The sequence below is a fragment of the Amycolatopsis sp. QT-25 genome (assembly GCF_029369745.1).
Classification (GTDB): domain Bacteria; phylum Actinomycetota; class Actinomycetes; order Mycobacteriales; family Pseudonocardiaceae; genus Amycolatopsis.
This window is the reverse complement of the sequence record NZ_CP120210.1, coordinates 5,528,840-5,548,076: the sequence shown is the minus strand read 5'-3', so window position 1 is coordinate 5,548,076 and position 19,237 is coordinate 5,528,840. Positions and strand designations below refer to the sequence as shown.

Below are 19,237 nucleotides of genomic sequence, written 5' to 3'. Positions count from 1 at the left end.
CCAGACGACCCCGAGGAAAGGGACCACAGTGCCTCTACTGCGGAAGTTGACCGCCCTGGCCGGCACCGCCGGGGCCGTGCGCGCCTACGTGCGGAAGAACCCGGAGAAGGTCTCGAAGGTCGTGAACAAGGCCGCGACCTTCGTCGACCACAAGACGAAGGGCAAGTACCACAGCCAGATCGACGGCGCGGTACGCAAGGTCGACGGGATGACCGGACGGCCGCCGCGCCGGCCGTACGAGCACTGAGGCCGGGCAGCGACTAGGCCTCGGCGAGTGTCTCGAGGATCTGCTCGCCGTACTTGGCCAGCTTGTTCTCGCCGACGCCGCTGACCGAACCCAGCTCCTGCAGCGTGGCGGGCCGTTTGGTGGCGATCTGGCGCAGGGTCGCGTCGTGGAAGATCACGTACGCGGGCACTCCCTGTTCCTTCGCCGCCGCGGCTCGCCACGACCGCAGCAGTTCGAACACCGGCGCCGCCTCGGCGGGCATGTCGGCGGCCGCGGCCTTCTTCGCGCCGGACCGGGCCGCGGCCTTGGCCGCCCGCTCCGGCTCACGCCGCAGCTGGACCTTGCGCTGCCCGTTCAGCACCTCGGCACTGCCCTCGGTCAGCACGAGCGAGCCGTAGTCGCCTTCGACCGCCGCGAGCCCCTGGGCCAGTAGCTGCCGCACCACGGCCCGCCACTCGGGCTCCTTCAGTTCGGTGCCGATCCCGAACACCTTCAGCGAGTCGTGCCGATGCTGCGTCACCTTCGGGGTCGACTTGCCGAGCAGGATGTCGATGATCTGGCCGGCACCGAACTTCTGCCGCCGCTCGTTCTGCAGCCGGACGATGGTGGAAAGGAGTTTCTGCGCCGGAATCGTGCCGTCCCAGGTCTCCGGCGGCGCCAGGCAGGTGTCGCAGTTGCCGCACGGCGCGCTTTGCTGCCCGAAGTAGTTCAGCACCTGCACGCGACGGCATTCGACCGTCTCGCACAGCGCCAGCATCGCGTTGAGGTGGGCGCTCAACTGCCGCTTGTGCGCCTCGGACCCCTCCGACATGTCGATCATCTTGCGCTGCTGCACGACGTCCTGGAGGCCGTACGCCAGCCATGCCGTCGACGGCAGCCCGTCGCGGCCCGCGCGACCGGTCTCCTGGTAGTAGCCCTCGACGGACTTCGGCAGGTCCAGGTGCGCGACGAACCGCACGTCCGGTTTGTCGATGCCCATGCCGAACGCGATCGTCGCGACGACGATCAGCCCGTCCTCACGCAGGAACCTCGACTGGTGCTTCGCGCGCGTCCGCGCGTCCAGCCCGGCGTGATAGGGCACCGCCGGAATCCCGTTCTCGACCAGGAAATCCGCGGTCTTCTCCACCGAGTTCCGCGACAGGCAGTAGACGATGCCCGCGTCGCCCTCGTGCTCGGTGCGCAACAGTTCCAGCAACTGCCGCTGTGGCGAGTTCTTGCCGACGATCCGGTACTGGATGTTCGGCCGGTCGAAGCTCGCGACGAAATGCCGCGCGTCCTCCAGGTTGAGCCGAGACGCGATCTCGGCGTGCGTGGTCTTGGTGGCGGTGGCGGTGAGCGCGATCCTCGGCACGTCCGGCCAGCGCTCGTGCACCGCGGACAGCATCAGGTAGTCGGGCCGGAAATCGTGCCCCCACTGCGAGACGCAGTGCGCCTCGTCGATCGCGAACAACGAGATCTTGCCGCGATCGAGCAGGCGCACGGTGGCTTCGACCGAAAGGCGTTCCGGTGCCAGGTACAGCAGGTCCAGCTCGCCGGCGAGGAAGGCGGCCTCGACCTCGTTGCGCTCGGCGTAGTCCTGCGTCGAGTTCAGGAACCCCGCGCGCACGCCGAGGTTGCGCAGCGCGTCGACCTGGTCCTGCATCAACGCGATCAGCGGTGAGATCACCACCCCGACACCCGGCCGGACCAGCGCGGGAATCTGGTAGCACAGTGACTTGCCGCCGCCGGTGGGCATGAGGACGAGCGCGTCACCGCCTGCGATGACGTGTTCGACGATGGCGTGCTGGTCGCCGCGGAAGTCGTCGTAACCGAAGACGCGGTTCAGCGTTTCAAGAGCTTCCGAGACTTCCGAGCTACCGATGTCGGGGGCTGCCACCCGGACGATTCTAGGGGCGGGGTCCGACAGTCGACGCGCCCCCACGACTTGCGCGTGGGACGACCCTAATCGCTTCCTTCGGCGGCCTTCCGGCGTTCACGGCGGCCGCGGGCGATCTCGGTGGCGAGCGCGTCGAGCGGCCCGGTCCAGAAGCGCCGATACTGTTCCAGCCAGCCGTCGATCTCCTTGAGCGGGCCCGGATCCACCGAGTACAGCCGCCGCGCGCCCTCGGCGCGGACGGTGGTGAAGCCGTTCTCGCGCAGGACGCGCAGATGCTGGGAGACCGCGGGCTGGGAGATGCCGAACTCGGCGCGCACCACCGTGGTCACGTCGCCGGAGCTCTGTTCCCCGCCCGCGAGCAGTTCCAGGATCCGGCGGCGCACCGGGTCCCCCAGGACGTCGAAGGCGTGCATCGGGCAACTATCAAGGCCGGGGCTTATATAAGTCAAGGTTGCAAGGCAAGGGTCACCTTGCGGTGGCATCGTGGGCGGAAGACGCGGGAAGGGGATTCGGTGAGACTGGCCGAAGTGGTGACCGACGGGTTCGGCCGCGTCCAGGAGGTCGTGCACGGCGCCGTCGAGGGATTGAGCGCCGACCAGCTGAGCGAGAGCCCGGCTCCGGGCGCGAACACGATCGCCTGGCTGGTCTGGCATCTGACCAGGGTGCAGGACGATCACCTGGCCGGCCTGATGGGCACCGAGCAGCTCTGGACCGCGCAGGACTGGCTGGGCCGGTTCGGGCTGCCCTTCCCGGCGTCGGACATCGGCTACGGGCATCGGCCCGAGGACGTCGCGGCGGTCCGCGTCGATTCCTCCGAGTTGCTGACCGGGTACCACGACGCGGTGCACGAGGCGACGACGGCTTGGGCCGCGAGCCTCGGCGAAGCCGACCTCGGCCGTATCGTCGACGAAGCGTGGGATCCGCCCGTCACGCTCGGGGTTCGGCTGGTCAGCGTGCTTTCCGACGATCTCCAGCACGCCGGGCAGGCGGCGTACGTCCGAGGGCTCGTACTCCGCGATACGTAGGCGAGGTGCCGCTCCACGACGGACGACGGGAACGCCGCCCGCGGAAACACTGGGCACATGGGTACTTCCACGGTGCGGCGACCACCGATGACGCTCACCCCGCGGTGGCGGAAACTCGTCCTCGTCGTCCATGTCGTTTCGTCACTCGGCTGGCTCGGGATCACCATGGTGAACGCGGTCCTGACCTTCACCTCCGTGTACACCGAGGACGCCCGCCGCCAGCACGCGGCCATCCTGATGATGGACCAGATCGGCGGCTATCTGCTGCTGCCGGTCAGCCTGACCGCCCTGATCAGCGGGCTCGTGCTCGGCGTCGGCACGAAATGGGGGCTGATCCGCTACAAGTGGGTCGCGATCAAACTGGTGCTGACCTTGACCGCCGCCGGGCTGACGCTGTTCTCCCTGTTGCCGGGGATCCGGGAACTGGCGGCGGCGGCCGAGTCCACTATGGACGGTTTGTTCGTGGCGGCGGGGCGCCGGGTGGACGGGTTCCACCCGATCATCGTGTCCAGCACCATGTACGTGACCATGACCGTGCTGTCGGTCTACAAGCCCGGCGGCAAGACACCCTATGGACGCCGGGTGACCGCAACGCCGAGGCATGTCGCGGAAGCCACTTCGCGACGTCTGCGGTCTTGAAGTGGCTTTCACCGGGCGAGCGCGAGCGGCCCGCTTCCTGCGGCCGGGCTTCTTTGCTCACCTTCGCTAGAACTGTTCGAGCGCTTTGTCGACACGCTCCGCTTCGGCGCGCAGATCGGCCAAGACGGTCTGCGCGGCCGAGGTCTCCCCGTGCGCGGCCTCTTCCTCGAGTTCGGCGTCGGCGAGCCGCCGCCGGAGTTCGCCGGCCCTCTCGGTGGCTTTTTCGGACCGGCGTTCGGCGCGGGAGAGATCGATCTCGGCCTGCTTGCGGGCCTTCGCGAGAGCGGCCGCCTCGCGTCGGAGCCGGTTGAACTCCGCCAGCCGTTTTTCTTCGCGTTCGGCCTCTTCCCGAGCCTTGGCGGCGCGCTCCTTGTCCGCCTTTTCGGCGGCCTCCCGTTTCGCCTTCCGCCGATCGTCCAAATGCGACACGGTGGCGGGCTTTTCCCGCTCCGGAGCGGGTTTGCGCTTCGGTTGCGGGGTGAATCCACTGGTCAGCCACTGGTCACCCGCACTGTCCGCGCCACTGCTCAGCCGCCCGGCCAGCGCGAGCGCCGCCACCTCGGGATCGGCCACGACGGCCTCGAGTGTCGCTTCGACCTCGCGGGTGACGGGCTCGCTCATCGACCGTTCGTCCCGAAGGATCCGGTTCACCAGTTCCTGACGCCGCCGGGTCAGCTTGCGCAGGTCCGCGCCGGCCAGCGCCGAATGCGCCCTGCGCAGATCGTCGCCCAGCCTGGCCAGCTCCGCCAGCTCGGGCGAACCCGCCCGGCGATTGAGGATCGTGGCCGCGAGCGTGGGCTTTCGTAACGCGCGGATGCGTTCGGCCAAGGCGGCTTCACCCGCCGCTTTGGCCTCTTTCGCCCGTTGGTTGCGCACCGATACGAACTCGGCCGGATCGCCGGCGTAGAGCTCGTCCGCGACCTGGTCGAAGTCCATCGTCCTCCGCAGGGTGAGTGGCCGGTCAAGGCCCGATCAGGTGGCCATGCTGCCGCATACGTCCGACGATGATCCCACGAGACAGCCGAGCTTTCACCTTTTCGGTGGTATTCGGGCACGCTCCACTTTCGGCCTATCCGCGGCACACGGATTGCCCGGAGCCGGTCGGCCCAAGGACAGATCGGCATTCTGGAGGTGGTGCGCACCGTCCGGTGCGACAACGATGAGCGGCAGGGGAAGTCACCGGCCGCTGGAGGCACGAATGTCCGTCACCGAACGCGCTCCCGTTTCGCCGCAGGCGCATTTCCTCGGCTCGGGGCCTTATCCGGACCATCGGTGGCGGGTGGTGCTCTGGTCCGTCCTCGTCGGGTTCGCGCTGACGGTGATCTGGTCCGCGCCCTTTGTGGACAGCGTGATCGGTGACAGTGTGGCCAACACCCTCCTCGGGCACGACGCCAAAGAGACCCCGATCGGCGGAGTGCTGGCCGGGACGTTTTTCGCGTTCGTCTCCGGGCTCGCCGGAACGTTCACCGCGTGCAATATCGCCGCCTTCGGCGCCGTCGCCCCGCTTGTCGGAGGAGGAGCGGCCGGGCGGCCGAAGTTCACCGACACCCTGAAGCCGCTGGGCTGGATCGCGGCGGGAATGCTGACGGTCTCCGTGGCCTACGGCGTCGTCGTCGCGCTCGTCGGCACGAGGATGCCGCAGTTCTCGACCGTTTCGTCGCCGGGCGGGCTCACGCCGCGGAACATCCAGTCGATGATCGTCTACGGCGTGATCGGGATCGTGTTCATCGTGCTGGGCCTGGCGTCCGTGGGCATCGTCCGCAACCCGATCGCCGGCCTCGCCCGCCGGTTCCCGCCGGCACCGCTCGTGCTGATGGGCGCGCTCATCGGCGGATTCCTCATCGGCAGGCCGTTCCCGCTGTTCCGGATGATGTTCCGCAGCGCGGCCGAAAGCCACAACATCTTCTACGGCGCCGCCGCGTTCTCCCTCCAGTCGGTCGGCAACATCCTGGTGATGGCGCTGTTGTTCCTGCTGCTCACCCACGGCACGGGCGGGCGGCTCCAGCGTTGGATGCTCGCGAAGCCCACCAGGATCGCCGTGGTGACCGGTGCCGCGTTGCTGGTCGCCGGCACGTTCACGCTGCTGTACTGGGATCTGCGCGTGCTGGGCCGGACCGGCGTCATCTGGTATCCGACCATCAAGTGGTGAGCAACCGCGCCAGCAGTTGCTCGACCGATTGCTGAAGGCACCTCGCCGCGTCTTCCCGGCCGGCGAGGTGTTTCAGCAGACCTTGCTGGAACAGGCCGTCGAAAAGCGCGTACGTCATGGACGGGGCGAAGTCCGTCGGCTTTCCGAGAAGGTCCGCATAGCGGGAAACGACCCGCCAGATCATCAGTTCGAGGGTCTCGTCGATGGCGAGTACTTCGGCCTGGAACAGCGTCTCGAACAGGCTCTGGTTGCGCAGGTCGTACCAGAGCCGGTGCAGCCGGGCATTCTCCCGCAGGGTGGCCGCCGTCGCGGCACCGAAGGCCAGTTTCAGTTCTTCGGCGGTTTCCGCGGTCTCGATCATCCGGTCGTACCGGGTGACGCATTCGGCCTTGTACTGCTTGACGCAGTAGGTGATCAGCTCGGCCTTGTTCCGGAAGTAATAGTGCAGTACCCCGTGGGAGAACTCCGAGTTCTGCGCGATCTCCCGCAGGCTCGTGCGCGCGTAGCCCAATTCGGACAACGTGACCAGCGCCGACATCGCCAACTGCGCACGCCGCTGATCGAACCTGTCCGCCCGGCGGGTTTCATCACCGCTGCGGTCCGCCACGTCGGTCACAGTTCCCGGGTCCCGTCGTCTCGGGTGCCCGCCGGACACGAGCACGTCGTCGGATTCTAGCCCCGGGAAGGGTTTTCTTGCGCCCGACAGAAATTCAGTCGAGCCACTCGGTGATGAAATGGTCGCTCTCGTGGACGTGGACGGCTTCGTAGGTCTCCGGGCCGATCACGGCGAACTTGTGCGGGGTGTCCGCGGGCACGACCAGCACGTCGCCCGCGCCGCCCTCGCGTTCGACGTCGCCGACGGTGAACCTCGCCCGGCCGCGGATGACGACGAAAGTCTCGCGATACGGGTGCTGGTGCAGCCTCGGTCCGGAACCGTCGACGTCGGTCCGTTCGCGGATGATCGAGACCCCGGAGCCGATGTCGCGGCCTTCGACGTTTTCCAGGTTGTCGGTGGTCATTCCGCCACCTTAACCCTGGCCACACCCGCCACGGGCCTCTTCACCGCGGTCGACCACGAACGCCGTAAGACCGACGAGCAGCGCCCTCGTCGAGCGGGCTGGGAGGGCGAGCGCGAGGTCTCTCGCCTCGGCGGCGTATCCATGTGCTTCGGCGAGTGCGCGGTCGACACCGGCGAAGTCGCGCAGGAGAGCGAGTGTTTCCTGTCGGACCGCCGGCACCGACCAGTGCCGCGCAGGTGAGCACGTAGTCGCCGATCAAGACGGCTTTTTTTGTTATCCCACAACGAGTTCGCACTGGTCACCCCATGCCGCGTCGCGCCTCGCCCTTGACGTCGTCGTGGTGGAGCGTCGCTCCATGGACGAGCGCGGCGAGTACGGCCGCCGAGATCCGGCTGCCCTGGGCTGCGCAACACCTCCTGAAGTCTGTCTTCGACCGGGGTCAACCCGGTGCGGAGTCCGGCAGCGAACCCCGCGTGCCGCTCGTCGGCCGGATCCAGCCCGATTTCGGCGACGAACGTGGTCGTGTTTCACGACCTCCGGCATTCGAGCCGGAGGACCGCGACCGTCATGGCACCCGAGGGGAGAGTGCTCCCTCTCGGGAGGGAAATTCGCCGGATCAGAAGGGCGGTTCCGGACTTCCGGCGGTCACCGGCGTTCGTTCCCACGCGCCGTCCGACGGGGTGCCTCCCGAACTTCGGCCCGCCTTGTTCACCTTCGCCGTGGCATAACGCAGCGACGGGCCGATCTCGTCGACGTCGAGCTCCACCACCGTGCGTTTCTCGCCTTCCTTGGTTTCGAACGATCGCTGTTTCAACCTGCCCTGCACGATCACCCTTGTCCCCCTGGTGAGTGATTCCGTCAGGTTCTCCGCAGCCTGTTTCCACAGTGAGCAGCGCAAGAACAGCGGATCGCCGTCGTGCCATTCCCCGCTCGCGCGGTCCAGTACGCGCGGCGTCGACGCGACCGTGAAGTTCGCGACCGCCGCCCCCGACGGGGTGAACCTCAGCTCCGGGTCGGTCGTCAGATTGCCGATCACCGTGAGCACCGTTTCTCCGGCCATGGGACTTTCTCCTCGCTTCCGCGCGCGGGCCCGGCCGGGCCCGCTGTCGCCTGGGAAGAGGAGACCACCGGGGTACGACAGTTTCCGGTGGTCCGCGGCGGCCGGATCTCACGAAAGGGTCGTTCAAGACGAGAAGTGTCCTGACCGTGCCTGTCATGACATCCCGGTGACCGTCGCGTGTGGATCGATCAGTCCTCGAGGGCGTGGCGGAAGTGTTCGGCGAGGTCGAGCGCGGCGGCTTCGTCCCGGGTGTACCAGGCGTGGGCGTCGTGTTCCCCGGGATCGAGCACGACGTCCCTCGTATCGTCTTCGGTGAGCGTGTAGACCGTGGCGTGGATCCGCAGCGGCCTGCCCGCGACGTCGTCCCAGCTGCGGGCGCCGCGTTCGCCGGTGACTCGGACGGTCAGCCCGGTCTCCTCGGCGAACTCGCGGACCACGGTCTCGGTGGGCCGCTCGCCCGGCTCGACGGTCCCGCCCGGCAGTTCCCAGTGGCCGCCGAGGAAGGATCCCGGCCGCCGCCGGATGAACAGGATCTTCCCGTCGCGGATGAGCCTGCCGTAGGCCAGGTACTTGTCCGTCACGAGTGTATCTTCCCGTACTCGGGAAGTCCGTTCCGATCGAGGACCGAAACTGTCCGCAATGGTAGTTAACGTGGGGATCATGGAAAACACCGAGATCCGCCCCTTCCGCCTCGATGTCCCCCAGGAGCAGCTGGACGAACTGCACGCGAGGATCGACGGTACGCGCTGGCCCGCGCCGCTCCCCGGCGACGGCTGGGACACCGGAGTGCCGGTGGAGTGGCTGCGCGGGCTCGCCGAACACTGGCGCCACGGTTACGACTGGCGCGCCGCCGAGCGTGAGATCAACGGCCATCCGCAGTTCACCACGGTCATCGACGGGCAGCGGATCCACTTCCTGCACGTCCGCTCGCCCGAAGCCGAAGCGACGCCGCTGATCCTCACGCACGGCTGGCCGGGTTCGGTGGTGGAGTTCCTCGACGTCATCGGTCCGCTCACCGACCCGAAGGCGTACGGGGGCGATCCCGCGGACGCGTTCCACCTCGTGATCCCGTCGCTACCCGGCTTCGGTTTTTCGGGCCCCGTCTCGGATTCCGGCTGGACCATGCCGCGGATCGGCCGCGCGTGGGCGGAGCTGATGCGCCGGCTCGGATACGAACGTTACGGCGTGCAGGGCGGCGACCTCGGCGCTTCCGTGTCGCCGGAGGTGGGCAGGGTCGCGCCGGACGACGTGATCGGCGTGCACGTCAACGGCGGACTGTCGCCGATGCCCCCGATGCCGTTGTCGGAGGAGGAACTCGCTTCGCTCACCGACATCGAACGCGACCGCGTCCAGCGGATCGGCGCGTTCATGCAAGAGGAGTTCGGTTACATCGCGATCCAGTCGACGCGGCCGCAGACCCTCGGTTACGGGCTCGTGGACTCGCCGATCGCGCAGCTGGCCTGGATCATGGACAAGTTCCGGGAATGGACGCATCCGCGACCGACGCTGCCGGAGGAGATCATCGGCCGCGATCGGTTGCTGACCAACGTCATGTTCACCTGGCTCACCGGCACGGCGGCTTCGTCCGCGTACGTCGGCTACGCGCAGGCGGAGACCTGGGGAGCCGTCGAGAAGAACTCCGGCGTGCCGACGGCTGCGCTGATCTTCGCGCACGACGTCGGGATCCGGCGGTATTCGGAGGACGCGCACACGATCGTGCGGTGGACCGATGTCGATCGCGGTGGGCACTTCGCGGCGCTGGAAGAGCCCGAAATCCTGGTCGCGGACGTGCGGGAGTTCTTCCGCTCCCTCAAATGACGAGGACGGCGGCTTCCGCGAGGAAGCGACCGTAACCGTCCACTTCGGACTCCAAGCCGACGATGGCGGACCGCGGAAGCGTGGCGAAGGGCTCGACGACGACCTTCGTCTGCTTCGTGGTCCGCTTGGTGTGCCAGGTTTCGGCGATCCGGCCGTCGACCAGCACGGTCGGCGCGATCATCCCGCCGCCGGAGTTGGCGCGCTTCGCCTCGGCCGGGTCGAGGAGAAGCGCGCGGTCGCGACCGCCCAGCAAGTTGCTCTGGAACGACCGGGAAGGGCTGATGATCGATTCCCCTGTCCGGCAGTGACCCGCGAGATCGTGTGCGCTCGTGCTTCGGTGATCACCGAAGAAGGATGCGCTTCCATACAACAACTCCTTGTCGAAGATCTCACTTTGACACTGTGCTGAGCCGGTTTTTGTCGTTGCCGAAAATCGGCGACGTCGAGGTTCGGAAACTGTCGGTGGCCGGTTGTGCGTTTTGTGCGTGGATACGTCTCACGCCGTTGTGGCGCTGCTGAAGGAAATGACCGAGTCACCCGTAGATCCCGAGAACCACTGCTGAGCCATCGCCGGAAAACGGCAACGGCCCAGCGTAAGCCTTCGGCCACTTTGCCGTTTTACGGCAACGATGAGATCGCTGGCTCGAACTCGGTTGGGCGCACCGGCTCTCCCCCGGTTGCCACACCGACAGAGCCGAGTTACGACAGCTCACCGGCGCCGCATGAACTCGCTCGACCGAAGGCCGTTGCCGAAAGACGGCGATAGCGTCCTCGGACAAGCGTCGCTACCCGCGATGACGACCCACCGCCGCTACGCCCGACAACCTGAGTACCACTTCTGGAGGCATGGTCCACGGCAGCCGAGCTGACCCGAGAGCGAACCCGGCTGTCGCCGAACCATCACCGATGAAGCCACCAGCCACGACCCGGCACCGCCAAAAGGCACCGAGTAAGCGACCTCAAACACGGGTGCCGAGCACCGACATGCCCAGCACCAGTTCGTTCGCGGGATCGCAGCCGAGGAGGTCCTCGACCAGTTCGTCGCGGAGCGCCGCGGTGAACGTGACGTTCAGGCCGAGCGCGGTCGCCAGCAGGTACACGGTCTGGCTGAGATGGCCGACGTCCATCAGCAGGACCCGGTAGGTGCGGCTCACCGGGTACTTCCATTGGTTCCGCTCGATGACGCTGGTGTAGATCAGGAGCGCGCCGGCGTTACCGGTCCAGTGCTGGTCACCGGCGAGCGTGATCAGTTCGTCGTCGTCGATCTTGCCGTCCAGTGGCGTGAGGCCGTGCCGAAACCCGTCGTAGTGGTAGATGCCCTGGTCGAGACCTTCGACGTTCCTCGCGTAGACGTACACCTCTGTCGGGTGTCTCGCTCCGCCGGACGGGCTCGTCCTGAAGACGTTGCCGGTCGCGGGGATGTCGGGATGCGTTTCCGGTCTCGTCGGCCGGGCGGCGGTGAGAAGTGCGCTCAAGTCACGCAGCCGCAAGGGTTCGTCACCGAACTCGCGGACGCTTCGGCGCCGGCTGAGCGCGTCGCCGAGTCCGATCGTGTTCAGCTTTTCCGGTGATGGTTCGGGCAGCGCTATCGCTTCGTACTCGCCCGAAGGTCTCACCGGAGAAGGCGGAGGGCTGGCCTTCGCCTTCTCCAGCAAGGATTTGGCGGTCATTTCGCTGGTCGTGAACTCGGTCTCCCGCAACGAGCGGGTGCCATAGTGAAAAGCCCTCGCGGACGTCCCCCAAGGGCCCCAATCCCGAAGGATCTCTTCTTCCCGCCGATGGCGGGAAGAACCGTTGACCACCAGTACGTCGTACCGGATCATCGCTCGCGCGATACGGACGAGCCTTTCCCCTGTCTCGGGATTCGCGTCCGCCGTGCGGATCGATTCCGGTTCTCGCCAAGAACTGAACCAACGCAGAACGCGTTCGGTTCCTTCGGCGAGTTTGAGCTGGCGATGTCCGAGGTAATCGTCCCAGACGACGTCACCATCGGACCAATAGAGCGTTCCGCAAGAGGAAACCCTTACCAGCATCGAATGTCTTGCGCCCCAGTCCCCAGTGCTGCTTTCCGAATACTTCGGGTGATTCAGTGTCGCGAGCGGAAAGGAGGTCCGCCGTTCGGCGGCGGCTCGAACCCGCCCCAGGTGCCCTGTGCCTTGTACTCCGCTTCGAGCTCATACAAGAACTCGTCGTCGTCTTCGTCGTGCATGCCACCGATCCTCTCCGTGAGCGGTTACTCCGGTCAAGCGAATATACCTACGCCAACAGAGTACCGGAGCAGAACGGCTAATTACGCCGAGTAATCAGTCAGGTGCTGCTTGAGTTCGCGCACCTCTGGCGACTCGGAAATGCCGAGATCGGTGTACAAACGCAAAGCGAAGCGGCGATGACGTTCCGCATTCAGTCGCTTACCGAGAATGTCGAACGCTGTCGCCATCTCCTTGTGGGCGATGGGCAGCATGCTGCGATTCCCGGTCGATTCGAGCACTTCCACCGCGGTGGTGAACTGGGTGACCGCGAGTGCGGCATCGCCGAGCGCGCGCGAATTGATACCGAGCGCGAGAAAGCATTCCGCCTCGAGATCGGGTGATTCGTTCTCATGTGCGAGTCGCAGTGCCTCGTCGAGTTCCTCGGCTGCTTCGGGATAGCGCCTGTTCTCGGTGTGGATCAGCCCGATCCGGTGCCTGGCACGGGCTTCGATGAGCACGCTGCCGTGGGCGTGGGCGGTCTCCCGGACCCAGCCGAGGTGTTCGATCGCCTCGACCGACTCGCCTTTGAGCCAATGGGTGACTCCCGAATTGCCCCTGGCCCGGCACTGCATCCGGACGTCACCGGTGGTCGCGGCCAGTTCGAACACCTCGTTGAACAGCCGGTTCGCTTCGGTGAACTCGTTGAGCCGCCACAGGGTCAGCGCGTACATGTGCAGGGCCTGGTACTCGAGGACCACGTTCCCGGTGACCCGCGCGGCGGACAGGGCCAGGGTCTCCAGTTCTCTGATCTGCCGGTAGTAGCCGCGATTGTCGAAGTAGCGCCACACCGCCGAGCAGAACGGCACGAGGTCCGCATAGTGCTGGTGGTTGTTCATCGCCACGGCCACCGGCAGGACGTTCTGCCATTGGGCGTCCATCCAGTGCGCGGCCTGATCGTAATCCGCGAACGACTGTCCATACTCGCTCTTCGGGACCTCGAGGCCGCCTGGCTCCTCTTCGGAATCCGGGTCGAGGAAGTCCATCGCCGCCGCGACGGTGCTGCGGTAGTAGTCGAACAGCCGCCGCATCATCGCCTCGCGCTGGTGTTCGGGCTCCTCGGCGAGCAGGAGTTCGCGGCCGTAGCTGCGGAGGAGGTCGTGCATCTCGTACCGGTCCATCGAGGGCTGGCGCAGGAGGTTCACGTCGACGAGGCGTTCGGCGAGGCGGCGGGCCTCGCCCAGGTTCACCTCCGCCAGCGCCGCCGTCGAATGGAGATCGAAAGCGGCACCGGGGTGATGACTCAGCCGGCGGAACACCCGGCGCTCGGTTTCGCTCAAGTTCAGATAGGACACCCGGAAAGCGCCCGCGACGTCGCGTTCCCCCGCGGTGAGTTCGCCGAACCGGTTCCGTTCGTCGCGTAGCTGCCGGGCGACGAAGTCCAGCGTCCACGAGGCCCGCGCGCGCAGCCGGCTCGCCGTGACGGCCAGTGCGAGCGGGAGGTCGCCGCACAGGCTCGCGACCTGGTCGGCCGCGTCCGGCGACTCCCGCTTCAGCCGGGAGGGCCCGACGATCCGGCCGAGCAGGTCCACCGCGTCGGCCCGGCTGAACGGTTCGAGGGACAGCAGTTCGGCGCCGTCGAGGTCCACGAGCCGCGTGCGGCTGGTGATCAGCACACAGCAACTAGCCGAACCGGGCAACAGCGGGCTCACCTGCGCCGCCCCGATGGCGTTGTCCAGCACCAGGAGCACGCGTTTGCCGGCGAGGCAACTGCGGAACAACGCCGCGCGCTGCTCGGTCCCGGCGGGGATGTCCGAACCCTGGATGCCGAGCGACCGCAGCAGTGCCTCCAGCGCGGACCCCGGATCGACCGGGTCGCCCGCCGGTGAGAATCCTTCGAGGTTCACGAAAAGCTGCCCGTCGGGGAAGAGCGGCGCGAGCCGGTGCGCGGCGTGGACGGCCAGCGCGGTCTTGCCGACCCCGGGCATCCCGTCGATCGCGATCAGCCGTAACCCCGTGGAGGAGTCGTCCTGGCCGATCTCGAGAACGGTCCGCAGTTCCGCGGCGCGGCCACCGAACGCGGGGAGGTCGGCGGGAAGCTGCGCGGGGCGGGGGAAGAGCGCCTTCTGCGCGTCCGCGTCCTCACGTCGCCCGATGGTGTCCATCCCGGCCCGGAGGCCGCCGACGCCGTAGCGGACGAGGGCCGCGTCCTCCATGAGTTCGGCGTCGGTGCGCAAGATCTGCTGGTGCAGCGCGCTCAGTTCGGCGCTCGGGTCGACGCCGAGCTCCTCGGCGAGCGCGATCCTGGTCCGGTCGAAGGTCCGGAGCGCGTCGGCGCCGCGGCCCGCCCGGTAGAGCGCCAGCATGGTGAGGCACTGCAGGGTTTCGCGGGTGGGATGCCGGGCGGCGAGGTCGAAGGCGTCGCGGGCCGCCGCCTCGGTCTCGCCGAGCCGGAGCCTGGCACCGATCAGGAGCTCCCAGGCGGCGAGGCGTTCTTCCTCGAGTCGTCGCGCCGTCTGCTCGATGGCGTCGCCTTCGAGACCGTCGAAGGCCGGGCCGCGCCAGAGCGAGAGCGCGTCCGCGAGTTTGACGGCCGCCTGCGAGATCAGCCCGGCCGCGAGGAGTTCGGCGCCCTGGTCGTAGTCCGCTTCGAAGCGGACCGAGTCGAGCGAGGCGCTGCTGACGACGACGCGGTACGCCGAGCCGGTGGTGACGACGGCGGAGCGGGCCACGCCGAGGTCGTGCCGCAGCCGCGCGATCGCGTTGCTGACCTGGCGGACCGCGGTCTTCGGCGGATTGTCCGGCCACATCGTGCCGATCAGGTACGACACCGGGACCAGCCTGCCCACGTTGATCAGCAGGGCGGCGAGAAGACGCTGCTCACGACGCCCGCCGAGCCGGACGGGAACGCCGTCGACCTCGACTTCGAGCGGGCCGAGAACGGAGAAGCCGAGTTGAGAGCCGGGAGCGGCGGTCCGGGGAGATCCCGCCGAATCGGGTAACCGATCAGCGGTCATATGCGACTATGTCGTCCGAGACCGTGAGCGTGCTCACGCACTACCTCCAGTCCGTTCGCCGGCTGATCGGCACCCTAGCCCACCGCTTCGGCCTCCAGCCAGGTCAGCGCGGGGCACGCCGTACGGCATTCGGCCTAACGGGCGTGTGCTCGGCTGCCCTGGAACCGGTTCGATTCTACGCCCGGCGGCCCCTGAACTGCGCGGATGCCCGGTGGTGGAGCACCGATGTAATTCCGATGCAGGGCCTTGGAAAGCTGAAGACATCAGCTGGCGGGTCGGCGCGACGGGGCAGCGCGCCGAACCGTGTAGGGGCTCCGCGGCGGTTGGCCTTCGAACTGGGGGTGGCCAACCGCCCTGGTAGCCCTTCCTCCCGGCTCTCCTTTCCTTCAGGCGCTGACCAGGTGTGATCCACCGCCGTCGCGGGTACCAGTGGCCGGAGGAGAGGAGTGCGGCCATGCGTCCGGTCTGGAGTGGTTCGCTTTCACTCGGTCTGGTGACGGTGCCGGTCCGGTTGTACAGCGCGGTCGAGGACCACACGGTGCACTTCCGCCAGTTCCAGCGCGGCACCGAGGACCGCATCCGGTACCGGCGGGTGAACGAGCGCACCGGCGAGGAAGTCGGCTACGAGGACATCGTCAAGGGTTACGAGCTCGACGGTGGCGAGTACGTGGTCGTCGAACCCGAGGAACTCGACGAGATCGCCCCCGGGCGGTCGAAGTCGCTCGACATCGAGAGCTTCGTCGAACTGGACGCCATCGACCCGATGTTCTTCGACAAGACGTATTGGCTCGCACCCGCGAAGGACGAGTTCGAGCGCCCGTACGCGTTGCTGCTGGAGGCGATGCGCTCGTCGGACAAGGCCGGGATCGCGAAGTTCGTCATGCGCGGCCGGGAATACCTGGCGCTGGTCCGGTCCGGTGACGGCGTCATGGTGCTCAATACCTTGCATTTCGCCGCCGACCTGCGGGATCCCGCCGAGCAGCTGCCGGATCTCCCCGGCAAGGCGAAGGCGCGCGGCAAGGAACTCGACATGGCCGCCAACCTGATCGACGCGATGAGCGACGACTGGCGGCCCGAAGAATACCGCGACACCTACACCGACCGCGTGCGAAAGCTGATCAAGGCCAAGAAGAAGGGCGACACCATCACGCCCGCCACCGAACCCGGTGAGCCGACGAAGGTCGTCGACCTGTTCGAGGCCCTTTCGAAGAGCGTGAAGAGCGGGAAGGCCAAGAAGAAGTCCGGGGCGAAGAAGCCTCCAGCGAAGAAAGCCGCGCCCAAGAGGGATCTGTCCTCTTTGTCGAAGGCGGACCTGGAGAAACTGGCTCGGGAGCGCGACATCAAGGGGCGGTCGAAGATGACGCGTGCCGCTCTGGAGAAGGCGCTCAAGGCGTCGTGACGATGCCCGCCGTCGCCAGTTCGCCCGCGATGGCCTCGATCAGCAGCCGGACCTCCTCGGCCGCGGTCGCGTGCAGCCCTTCGGAAACGATCAGCACGTCGGACGTCGTGGCGGAGACCGCCGAGTGCCCGCTCTGCCGGTTCGTCCACCGCCGCGCGTGGGCTTGACCGTCTTCGTCCGCGAAGATCACCTCACCGGGGTTCGGTTGTTCGATCGTCCCGGCGAAGGTCACGTATTTCTCGTCGCCTCGCGCGGGGCGGACCTCCAGCGAGCCGCTGATCTTCGCGATGTCGAGCACGGCGACGGGAATGGCGTAGGCGACCGAGACCGCGTTGCAGAGGTCGATCACCGGGTGGATCCGGGGCAGGGAGCCTTCCTTCCGCAGCCGGCGCAGCAGGGCCTCCGACGCGCAGCGGTATTGCGTCGGCTTCAGGCCCATCCTGGCGAACGCCCGGCGCCAGGCTTGGATTTCGGGGAACTCCGATTCCGGGCCGTCAGCCAGCCGTTGTGTCGCCCGTTCGACGAACTTCTCCAGGTCGACCGGCATTTCAGGGGTGATACCGCCGGCCTGGAGCGTGCCGACGGCGAGGCCGGGGTGAGCGGCGTGGATCTCGGGGTGGTGCTGGAGTCGCATGCGAAACCTCCTCTACTGGGTGGTGAACGCGAGCTTGGCACCGAGCGCGGCGAAGGAACCGGCGAAGATCCGCCGAAGCCAGGCGAGGACGCGCGGCCGGGAGAGGACGTGGTGCCGCACGCCGGCGGCGAGGACGCCGTACACGCTGAACACCACGAACGTCGCCAGCATGAACACCCCGCTCAGCAGCAGCATCCGGGGGATCGAGCCGGGTTCGCCCGCCGGGACGAATTGGGGCAGGAAGGCGAAGAAGAACAGGGTCAGTTTCGGATTCAGGACGTTGATCAACACGCCGGAGGTGATCGTCCGCAGGGTCGACGCGGGTTCGGGATCGCCCTCCACGACGATCGCTTCCCGGTCTCGCAGTGTCGCCCACGCCATGTAGAGCAGGTAGGCCACGCCGAGGTACTTGAGGATCTCGAACGCCACCGCGCTCGCGTGCAGCAGCGCCGCGAGACCGGTGATCGCGGCGACCATGTGCGGGACGATGCCGAGGGTGCAGGCGGTCGCGGCGACGACGCTCGCGCGTCTGCCGCGGGCCAGTCCGGCGGACAGCGTGTAGACCACGCCGGTGCCGGGCGTGGCGACCACGACCAGGGTGGTGATCAGGAAGGCGATGCTCACGCCGCTCACTGTGCGCGCGGTTTGGTCCCGTGGACAGAGCCAAAGCCCGCGCGGTTCACTGGACCAAAGGCTGGGACGAGGCGGGTGCGGGCTTCACCGGATGGAGTGGCATGATGCACGCTCGCACGTCGACGCGGAAGGCCTTGGTGTGAGCGCGCGCACTTCCCAGATGGACGACCTCCGGCTGGTGGCACAACCGAATGCCGTGTTGTGCTCCGAGCTTTTCGTCCGTCTCATCTTGTCGGACTGGTCCTTGCGGCCGTTGCTCGATCAGGCGAAGGCCGCCGCCGCCAGATTGGTGGGGGCGCTCGTCGACGTGGCCGACCCGAAGGAGCCGCCGTTCCTGACGCTCAGACTGCGGTTGCGCTCGGACGTGCTGGTCATCGAGGTCGACCACGGTCTGGACGGACTTCCCGCGCCGACGCCCGCGCCCGGTGAGCGGACCGGGGTGGCGCGGTGCGAGACCGGCGGGGTGACGACGTGGTGCGAGCTGCCGCTGCCCGGTGGCCTGTCCGCCGGACAGGTCCGGCTGCCGCGGCGGGGCGACCGCCGGACCCTGGTGGACGAGCCCGTCTCCGGTGAACCCGTCGGTGCCGATCCCGAAGTGCTGGAACGGCTTCTGACGCGACTGAGCGGATGGTCGGGCTGATGGGCACGAAGCGCGTCACCACACCGGTTCTGGAGATCGAGTACGAACACGCCGGTCCGGCCGCCGGGGCGCCGGTGGTCCTGCTCCACGGGTTCCCGTACGACGTCCGGGCCTACGACGAGGTCGCCCGGATCCTCGCGGACGACGGCGCCTCGGTGTACGTCCCGTATCTGCGCGGGTTCGGCGGGACGCGGTTCCTCGACGACGCCACCCCCCGTTCCGGGCAGCAGGCCGCGCTCGCACAGGACCTGATCGAGTTCATGGACGCGCTGGGGCTGGAGGGCGCGGTCGTCGCCGGATACGACTGGGGCGGCCGCGCCGCGTGCATCACCGCGGCGCTCCGGCCCGAACGCGTGTGCGGACTGGTCTCGGTGGACGGCTACAACGTCCAGCACCTGGCCTCTGCCGGGGAACCGGCGCCGCCGGAATGGGAACGCACCTACTGGTACCAGTACTATTTCCATTCCGAACGAGGCCGCCGCGGGCTGGCGGAGAACCGTGACGAGTTGTGCGCCCTGTTGTGGCGCACCTGGTCGCCGACCTGGACCGGCGCCGACGCGGCGTTCCCGGCCAGCGCCCCGAGCCTGCACAACCCGGACTTCGTCGAGGTCGTCATCCACTCCTACCGGCACCGATTCGTGCTGGCGGAAGGGGATCCGCGGTACCAGGCGCTCGAAGACCTGATCGCGCGGGAGCCGGTGATCACGGTGCCGACGGTCGTACTGGAGAGCGGGGACGACGGCGTCGGCGGGCCCGGCGCGGCGAGTGACCGCGAGTACTTCACCGGGCCGTACGACCACCGCGTTCTGCCTGGTGTCGGCCACAACGTCCCGCAGGAGGCACCCGAAGCCTTCGCCGCCGCTGTGGCCTCACTGCTCCAATGAGCGTGATCACCCGTCCATGACGTCACCGGCGA

The 19,237-nt window shown here is 67.7% G+C and carries 22 protein-coding genes; 8 read left to right on the top strand and 14 right to left on the bottom strand.

Annotated elements, in window-relative coordinates:
* The first annotated feature begins 28 nt into the window (after positions 1–28).
* Positions 29–247 (top strand): antitoxin, encoded by a 219-nt coding sequence (locus P3102_RS25660; RefSeq protein ID WP_016335889.1) that lies wholly within the window; start codon positions 29–31, stop codon positions 245–247.
* Positions 248–260: 13 nt separating this feature from the next.
* On the opposite strand, the gene recQ is transcribed toward P3102_RS25660, so the two are convergent.
* Positions 261–2,102 carry a DNA helicase RecQ gene (gene recQ, locus P3102_RS25655; protein ID WP_276362420.1) on the bottom strand — a complete coding sequence of 614 codons (1,842 nt, stop codon included), beginning with the start codon at positions 2,100–2,102 and terminating at the stop codon, positions 261–263.
* A 65-nt stretch (positions 2,103–2,167) separates the two neighbouring features.
* Positions 2,168–2,515, bottom strand: a complete 348-nt coding sequence (locus P3102_RS25650) for a metalloregulator ArsR/SmtB family transcription factor (RefSeq protein WP_276362418.1) — start codon at positions 2,513–2,515, stop codon at positions 2,168–2,170.
* A gap of 99 nt (positions 2,516–2,614) precedes the next feature.
* Between P3102_RS25650 and P3102_RS25645 the strand changes: the two genes are divergently transcribed.
* Entirely contained in the window at positions 2,615–3,127 is a 513-nt protein-coding gene (locus P3102_RS25645) for a DUF664 domain-containing protein (protein ID WP_276362416.1), read from the top strand.
* Positions 3,128–3,184: 57 nt separating this feature from the next.
* Entirely contained in the window at positions 3,185–3,766 is a 582-nt protein-coding gene (locus P3102_RS25640) for a hypothetical protein (protein WP_276362415.1), read from the top strand.
* Positions 3,767–3,832: 66 nt separating this feature from the next.
* On the opposite strand, the gene P3102_RS25635 is transcribed toward P3102_RS25640, so the two are convergent.
* On the bottom strand, positions 3,833–4,702 hold the full coding sequence (locus P3102_RS25635; RefSeq protein WP_276362413.1) for a hypothetical protein: 870 nt from the start codon (positions 4,700–4,702) through the stop codon (positions 3,833–3,835).
* 262 nt (positions 4,703–4,964) lie between these two features.
* Between P3102_RS25635 and P3102_RS25630 the strand changes: the two genes are divergently transcribed.
* Positions 4,965–5,915 (top strand): hypothetical protein, encoded by a 951-nt coding sequence (locus P3102_RS25630; RefSeq protein ID WP_276362412.1) that lies wholly within the window; start codon positions 4,965–4,967, stop codon positions 5,913–5,915.
* Here the strand turns inward: P3102_RS25630 and P3102_RS25625 are convergent.
* The 5 genes from P3102_RS25625 to P3102_RS25605 form a co-directional block, all read right to left on the bottom strand.
* Positions 5,905–6,531, bottom strand: coding sequence for a TetR/AcrR family transcriptional regulator (locus P3102_RS25625; protein ID WP_276362410.1), 627 nt, complete (start codon positions 6,529–6,531; stop codon positions 5,905–5,907). The genes P3102_RS25630 and P3102_RS25625 overlap by 11 nt on opposite strands.
* A gap of 94 nt (positions 6,532–6,625) precedes the next feature.
* Complete coding sequence (locus P3102_RS25620; protein ID WP_276362409.1) at positions 6,626–6,934, bottom strand: cupin domain-containing protein; 309 nt, start codon at positions 6,932–6,934, stop codon at positions 6,626–6,628.
* Between the two features lie 9 nt (positions 6,935–6,943).
* Positions 6,944–7,153 carry a hypothetical protein gene (locus P3102_RS25615; protein ID WP_276362407.1) on the bottom strand — a complete coding sequence of 70 codons (210 nt, stop codon included), beginning with the start codon at positions 7,151–7,153 and terminating at the stop codon, positions 6,944–6,946.
* 397 nt (positions 7,154–7,550) lie between these two features.
* Positions 7,551–7,994 carry a single-stranded DNA-binding protein gene (locus tag P3102_RS25610; protein ID WP_276362406.1) on the bottom strand — a complete coding sequence of 148 codons (444 nt, stop codon included), beginning with the start codon at positions 7,992–7,994 and terminating at the stop codon, positions 7,551–7,553.
* A 188-nt stretch (positions 7,995–8,182) separates the two neighbouring features.
* Entirely contained in the window at positions 8,183–8,575 is a 393-nt protein-coding gene (locus P3102_RS25605; RefSeq protein WP_276362404.1) for an NUDIX hydrolase, read from the bottom strand.
* A gap of 79 nt (positions 8,576–8,654) precedes the next feature.
* Between P3102_RS25605 and P3102_RS25600 the strand changes: the two genes are divergently transcribed.
* Positions 8,655–9,812: an epoxide hydrolase family protein gene (locus tag P3102_RS25600; RefSeq protein WP_276362403.1), complete on the top strand. Its 1,158-nt coding sequence runs from the start codon at positions 8,655–8,657 to the stop codon at positions 9,810–9,812.
* On the opposite strand, the gene P3102_RS25595 is transcribed toward P3102_RS25600, so the two are convergent.
* The 4 genes from P3102_RS25595 to P3102_RS25580 form a co-directional block, all read right to left on the bottom strand.
* Positions 9,805–10,065, bottom strand: coding sequence for a crosslink repair DNA glycosylase YcaQ family protein (locus tag P3102_RS25595; protein WP_276362401.1), 261 nt, complete (start codon positions 10,063–10,065; stop codon positions 9,805–9,807). The two genes, P3102_RS25600 and P3102_RS25595, sit on opposite strands and share 8 nt — an antisense overlap.
* A gap of 706 nt (positions 10,066–10,771) precedes the next feature.
* Positions 10,772–11,845 carry a SagB/ThcOx family dehydrogenase gene (locus tag P3102_RS25590; RefSeq protein ID WP_276362400.1) on the bottom strand — a complete coding sequence of 358 codons (1,074 nt, stop codon included), beginning with the start codon at positions 11,843–11,845 and terminating at the stop codon, positions 10,772–10,774.
* 53 nt (positions 11,846–11,898) lie between these two features.
* Positions 11,899–12,021, bottom strand: a complete 123-nt coding sequence (locus P3102_RS25585; RefSeq protein WP_276362398.1) for a hypothetical protein — start codon at positions 12,019–12,021, stop codon at positions 11,899–11,901.
* Positions 12,022–12,102: 81 nt separating this feature from the next.
* Complete coding sequence (locus P3102_RS25580) at positions 12,103–15,015, bottom strand: BTAD domain-containing putative transcriptional regulator (protein ID WP_276362396.1); 2,913 nt, start codon at positions 15,013–15,015, stop codon at positions 12,103–12,105.
* Positions 15,016–15,469: 454 nt separating this feature from the next.
* Here P3102_RS25580 and P3102_RS25575 point away from each other — a divergent pair, with 454 nt between their 5' ends.
* On the top strand, positions 15,470–16,414 hold the full coding sequence (locus tag P3102_RS25575; RefSeq protein WP_276362395.1) for a Ku protein: 945 nt from the start codon (positions 15,470–15,472) through the stop codon (positions 16,412–16,414).
* Here P3102_RS25575 and P3102_RS25570 read toward each other — a convergent pair.
* Both P3102_RS25570 and P3102_RS25565 read right to left on the bottom strand, forming a co-directional pair.
* Positions 16,401–17,048 (bottom strand): phenylalanine--tRNA ligase beta subunit-related protein, encoded by a 648-nt coding sequence (locus P3102_RS25570; RefSeq protein WP_276362393.1) that lies wholly within the window; start codon positions 17,046–17,048, stop codon positions 16,401–16,403. The genes P3102_RS25575 and P3102_RS25570 overlap by 14 nt on opposite strands.
* A gap of 12 nt (positions 17,049–17,060) precedes the next feature.
* Positions 17,061–17,672 (bottom strand): LysE family translocator, encoded by a 612-nt coding sequence (locus P3102_RS25565; RefSeq protein ID WP_276362392.1) that lies wholly within the window; start codon positions 17,670–17,672, stop codon positions 17,061–17,063.
* Positions 17,673–17,820: 148 nt separating this feature from the next.
* On the opposite strand from P3102_RS25565, the gene P3102_RS25560 reads away from it, so the two are divergent.
* On the top strand, positions 17,821–18,321 hold the full coding sequence (locus P3102_RS25560) for an ATP-binding protein (protein ID WP_276362390.1): 501 nt from the start codon (positions 17,821–17,823) through the stop codon (positions 18,319–18,321).
* Positions 18,321–19,205, top strand: a complete 885-nt coding sequence (locus P3102_RS25555; protein ID WP_276362389.1) for an alpha/beta hydrolase — start codon at positions 18,321–18,323, stop codon at positions 19,203–19,205. Before P3102_RS25560 ends, P3102_RS25555 begins: the two co-directional genes overlap by 1 nt.
* Positions 19,206–19,237 lie beyond the last annotated feature (32 nt).

What these genes read in the sequence shown, in the direction of transcription:
- P3102_RS25650 (WP_276362418.1), bottom strand. Translation starts at nt 2,515, where the DNA reads ATGCACGCCTTCGACGTCCTGGGGGACCCGGTGCGCCGCCGGATCCTG.
- P3102_RS25640 (WP_276362415.1), top strand. Translation starts at nt 3,185, where the DNA reads ATGGGTACTTCCACGGTGCGGCGACCACCGATGACGCTCACCCCGCGG.
- P3102_RS25635 (WP_276362413.1), bottom strand. Translation starts at nt 4,702, where the DNA reads ATGGACTTCGACCAGGTCGCGGACGAGCTCTACGCCGGCGATCCGGCC.
- P3102_RS25630 (WP_276362412.1), top strand. Translation starts at nt 4,965, where the DNA reads ATGTCCGTCACCGAACGCGCTCCCGTTTCGCCGCAGGCGCATTTCCTC.
- P3102_RS25620 (WP_276362409.1), bottom strand. Translation starts at nt 6,934, where the DNA reads ATGACCACCGACAACCTGGAAAACGTCGAAGGCCGCGACATCGGCTCC.
- P3102_RS25610 (WP_276362406.1), bottom strand. Translation starts at nt 7,994, where the DNA reads ATGGCCGGAGAAACGGTGCTCACGGTGATCGGCAATCTGACGACCGAC.
- P3102_RS25600 (WP_276362403.1), top strand. Translation starts at nt 8,655, where the DNA reads ATGGAAAACACCGAGATCCGCCCCTTCCGCCTCGATGTCCCCCAGGAG.
- P3102_RS25590 (WP_276362400.1), bottom strand. Translation starts at nt 11,845, where the DNA reads ATGCTGGTAAGGGTTTCCTCTTGCGGAACGCTCTATTGGTCCGATGGT.
- P3102_RS25585 (WP_276362398.1), bottom strand. Translation starts at nt 12,021, where the DNA reads ATGCACGACGAAGACGACGACGAGTTCTTGTATGAGCTCGAAGCGGAG.
- P3102_RS25580 (WP_276362396.1), bottom strand. Translation starts at nt 15,015, where the DNA reads ATGACCGCTGATCGGTTACCCGATTCGGCGGGATCTCCCCGGACCGCC.
- P3102_RS25575 (WP_276362395.1), top strand. Translation starts at nt 15,470, where the DNA reads ATGCGTCCGGTCTGGAGTGGTTCGCTTTCACTCGGTCTGGTGACGGTG.
- P3102_RS25570 (WP_276362393.1), bottom strand. Translation starts at nt 17,048, where the DNA reads ATGCGACTCCAGCACCACCCCGAGATCCACGCCGCTCACCCCGGCCTC.
- P3102_RS25555 (WP_276362389.1), top strand. Translation starts at nt 18,321, where the DNA reads ATGGGCACGAAGCGCGTCACCACACCGGTTCTGGAGATCGAGTACGAA.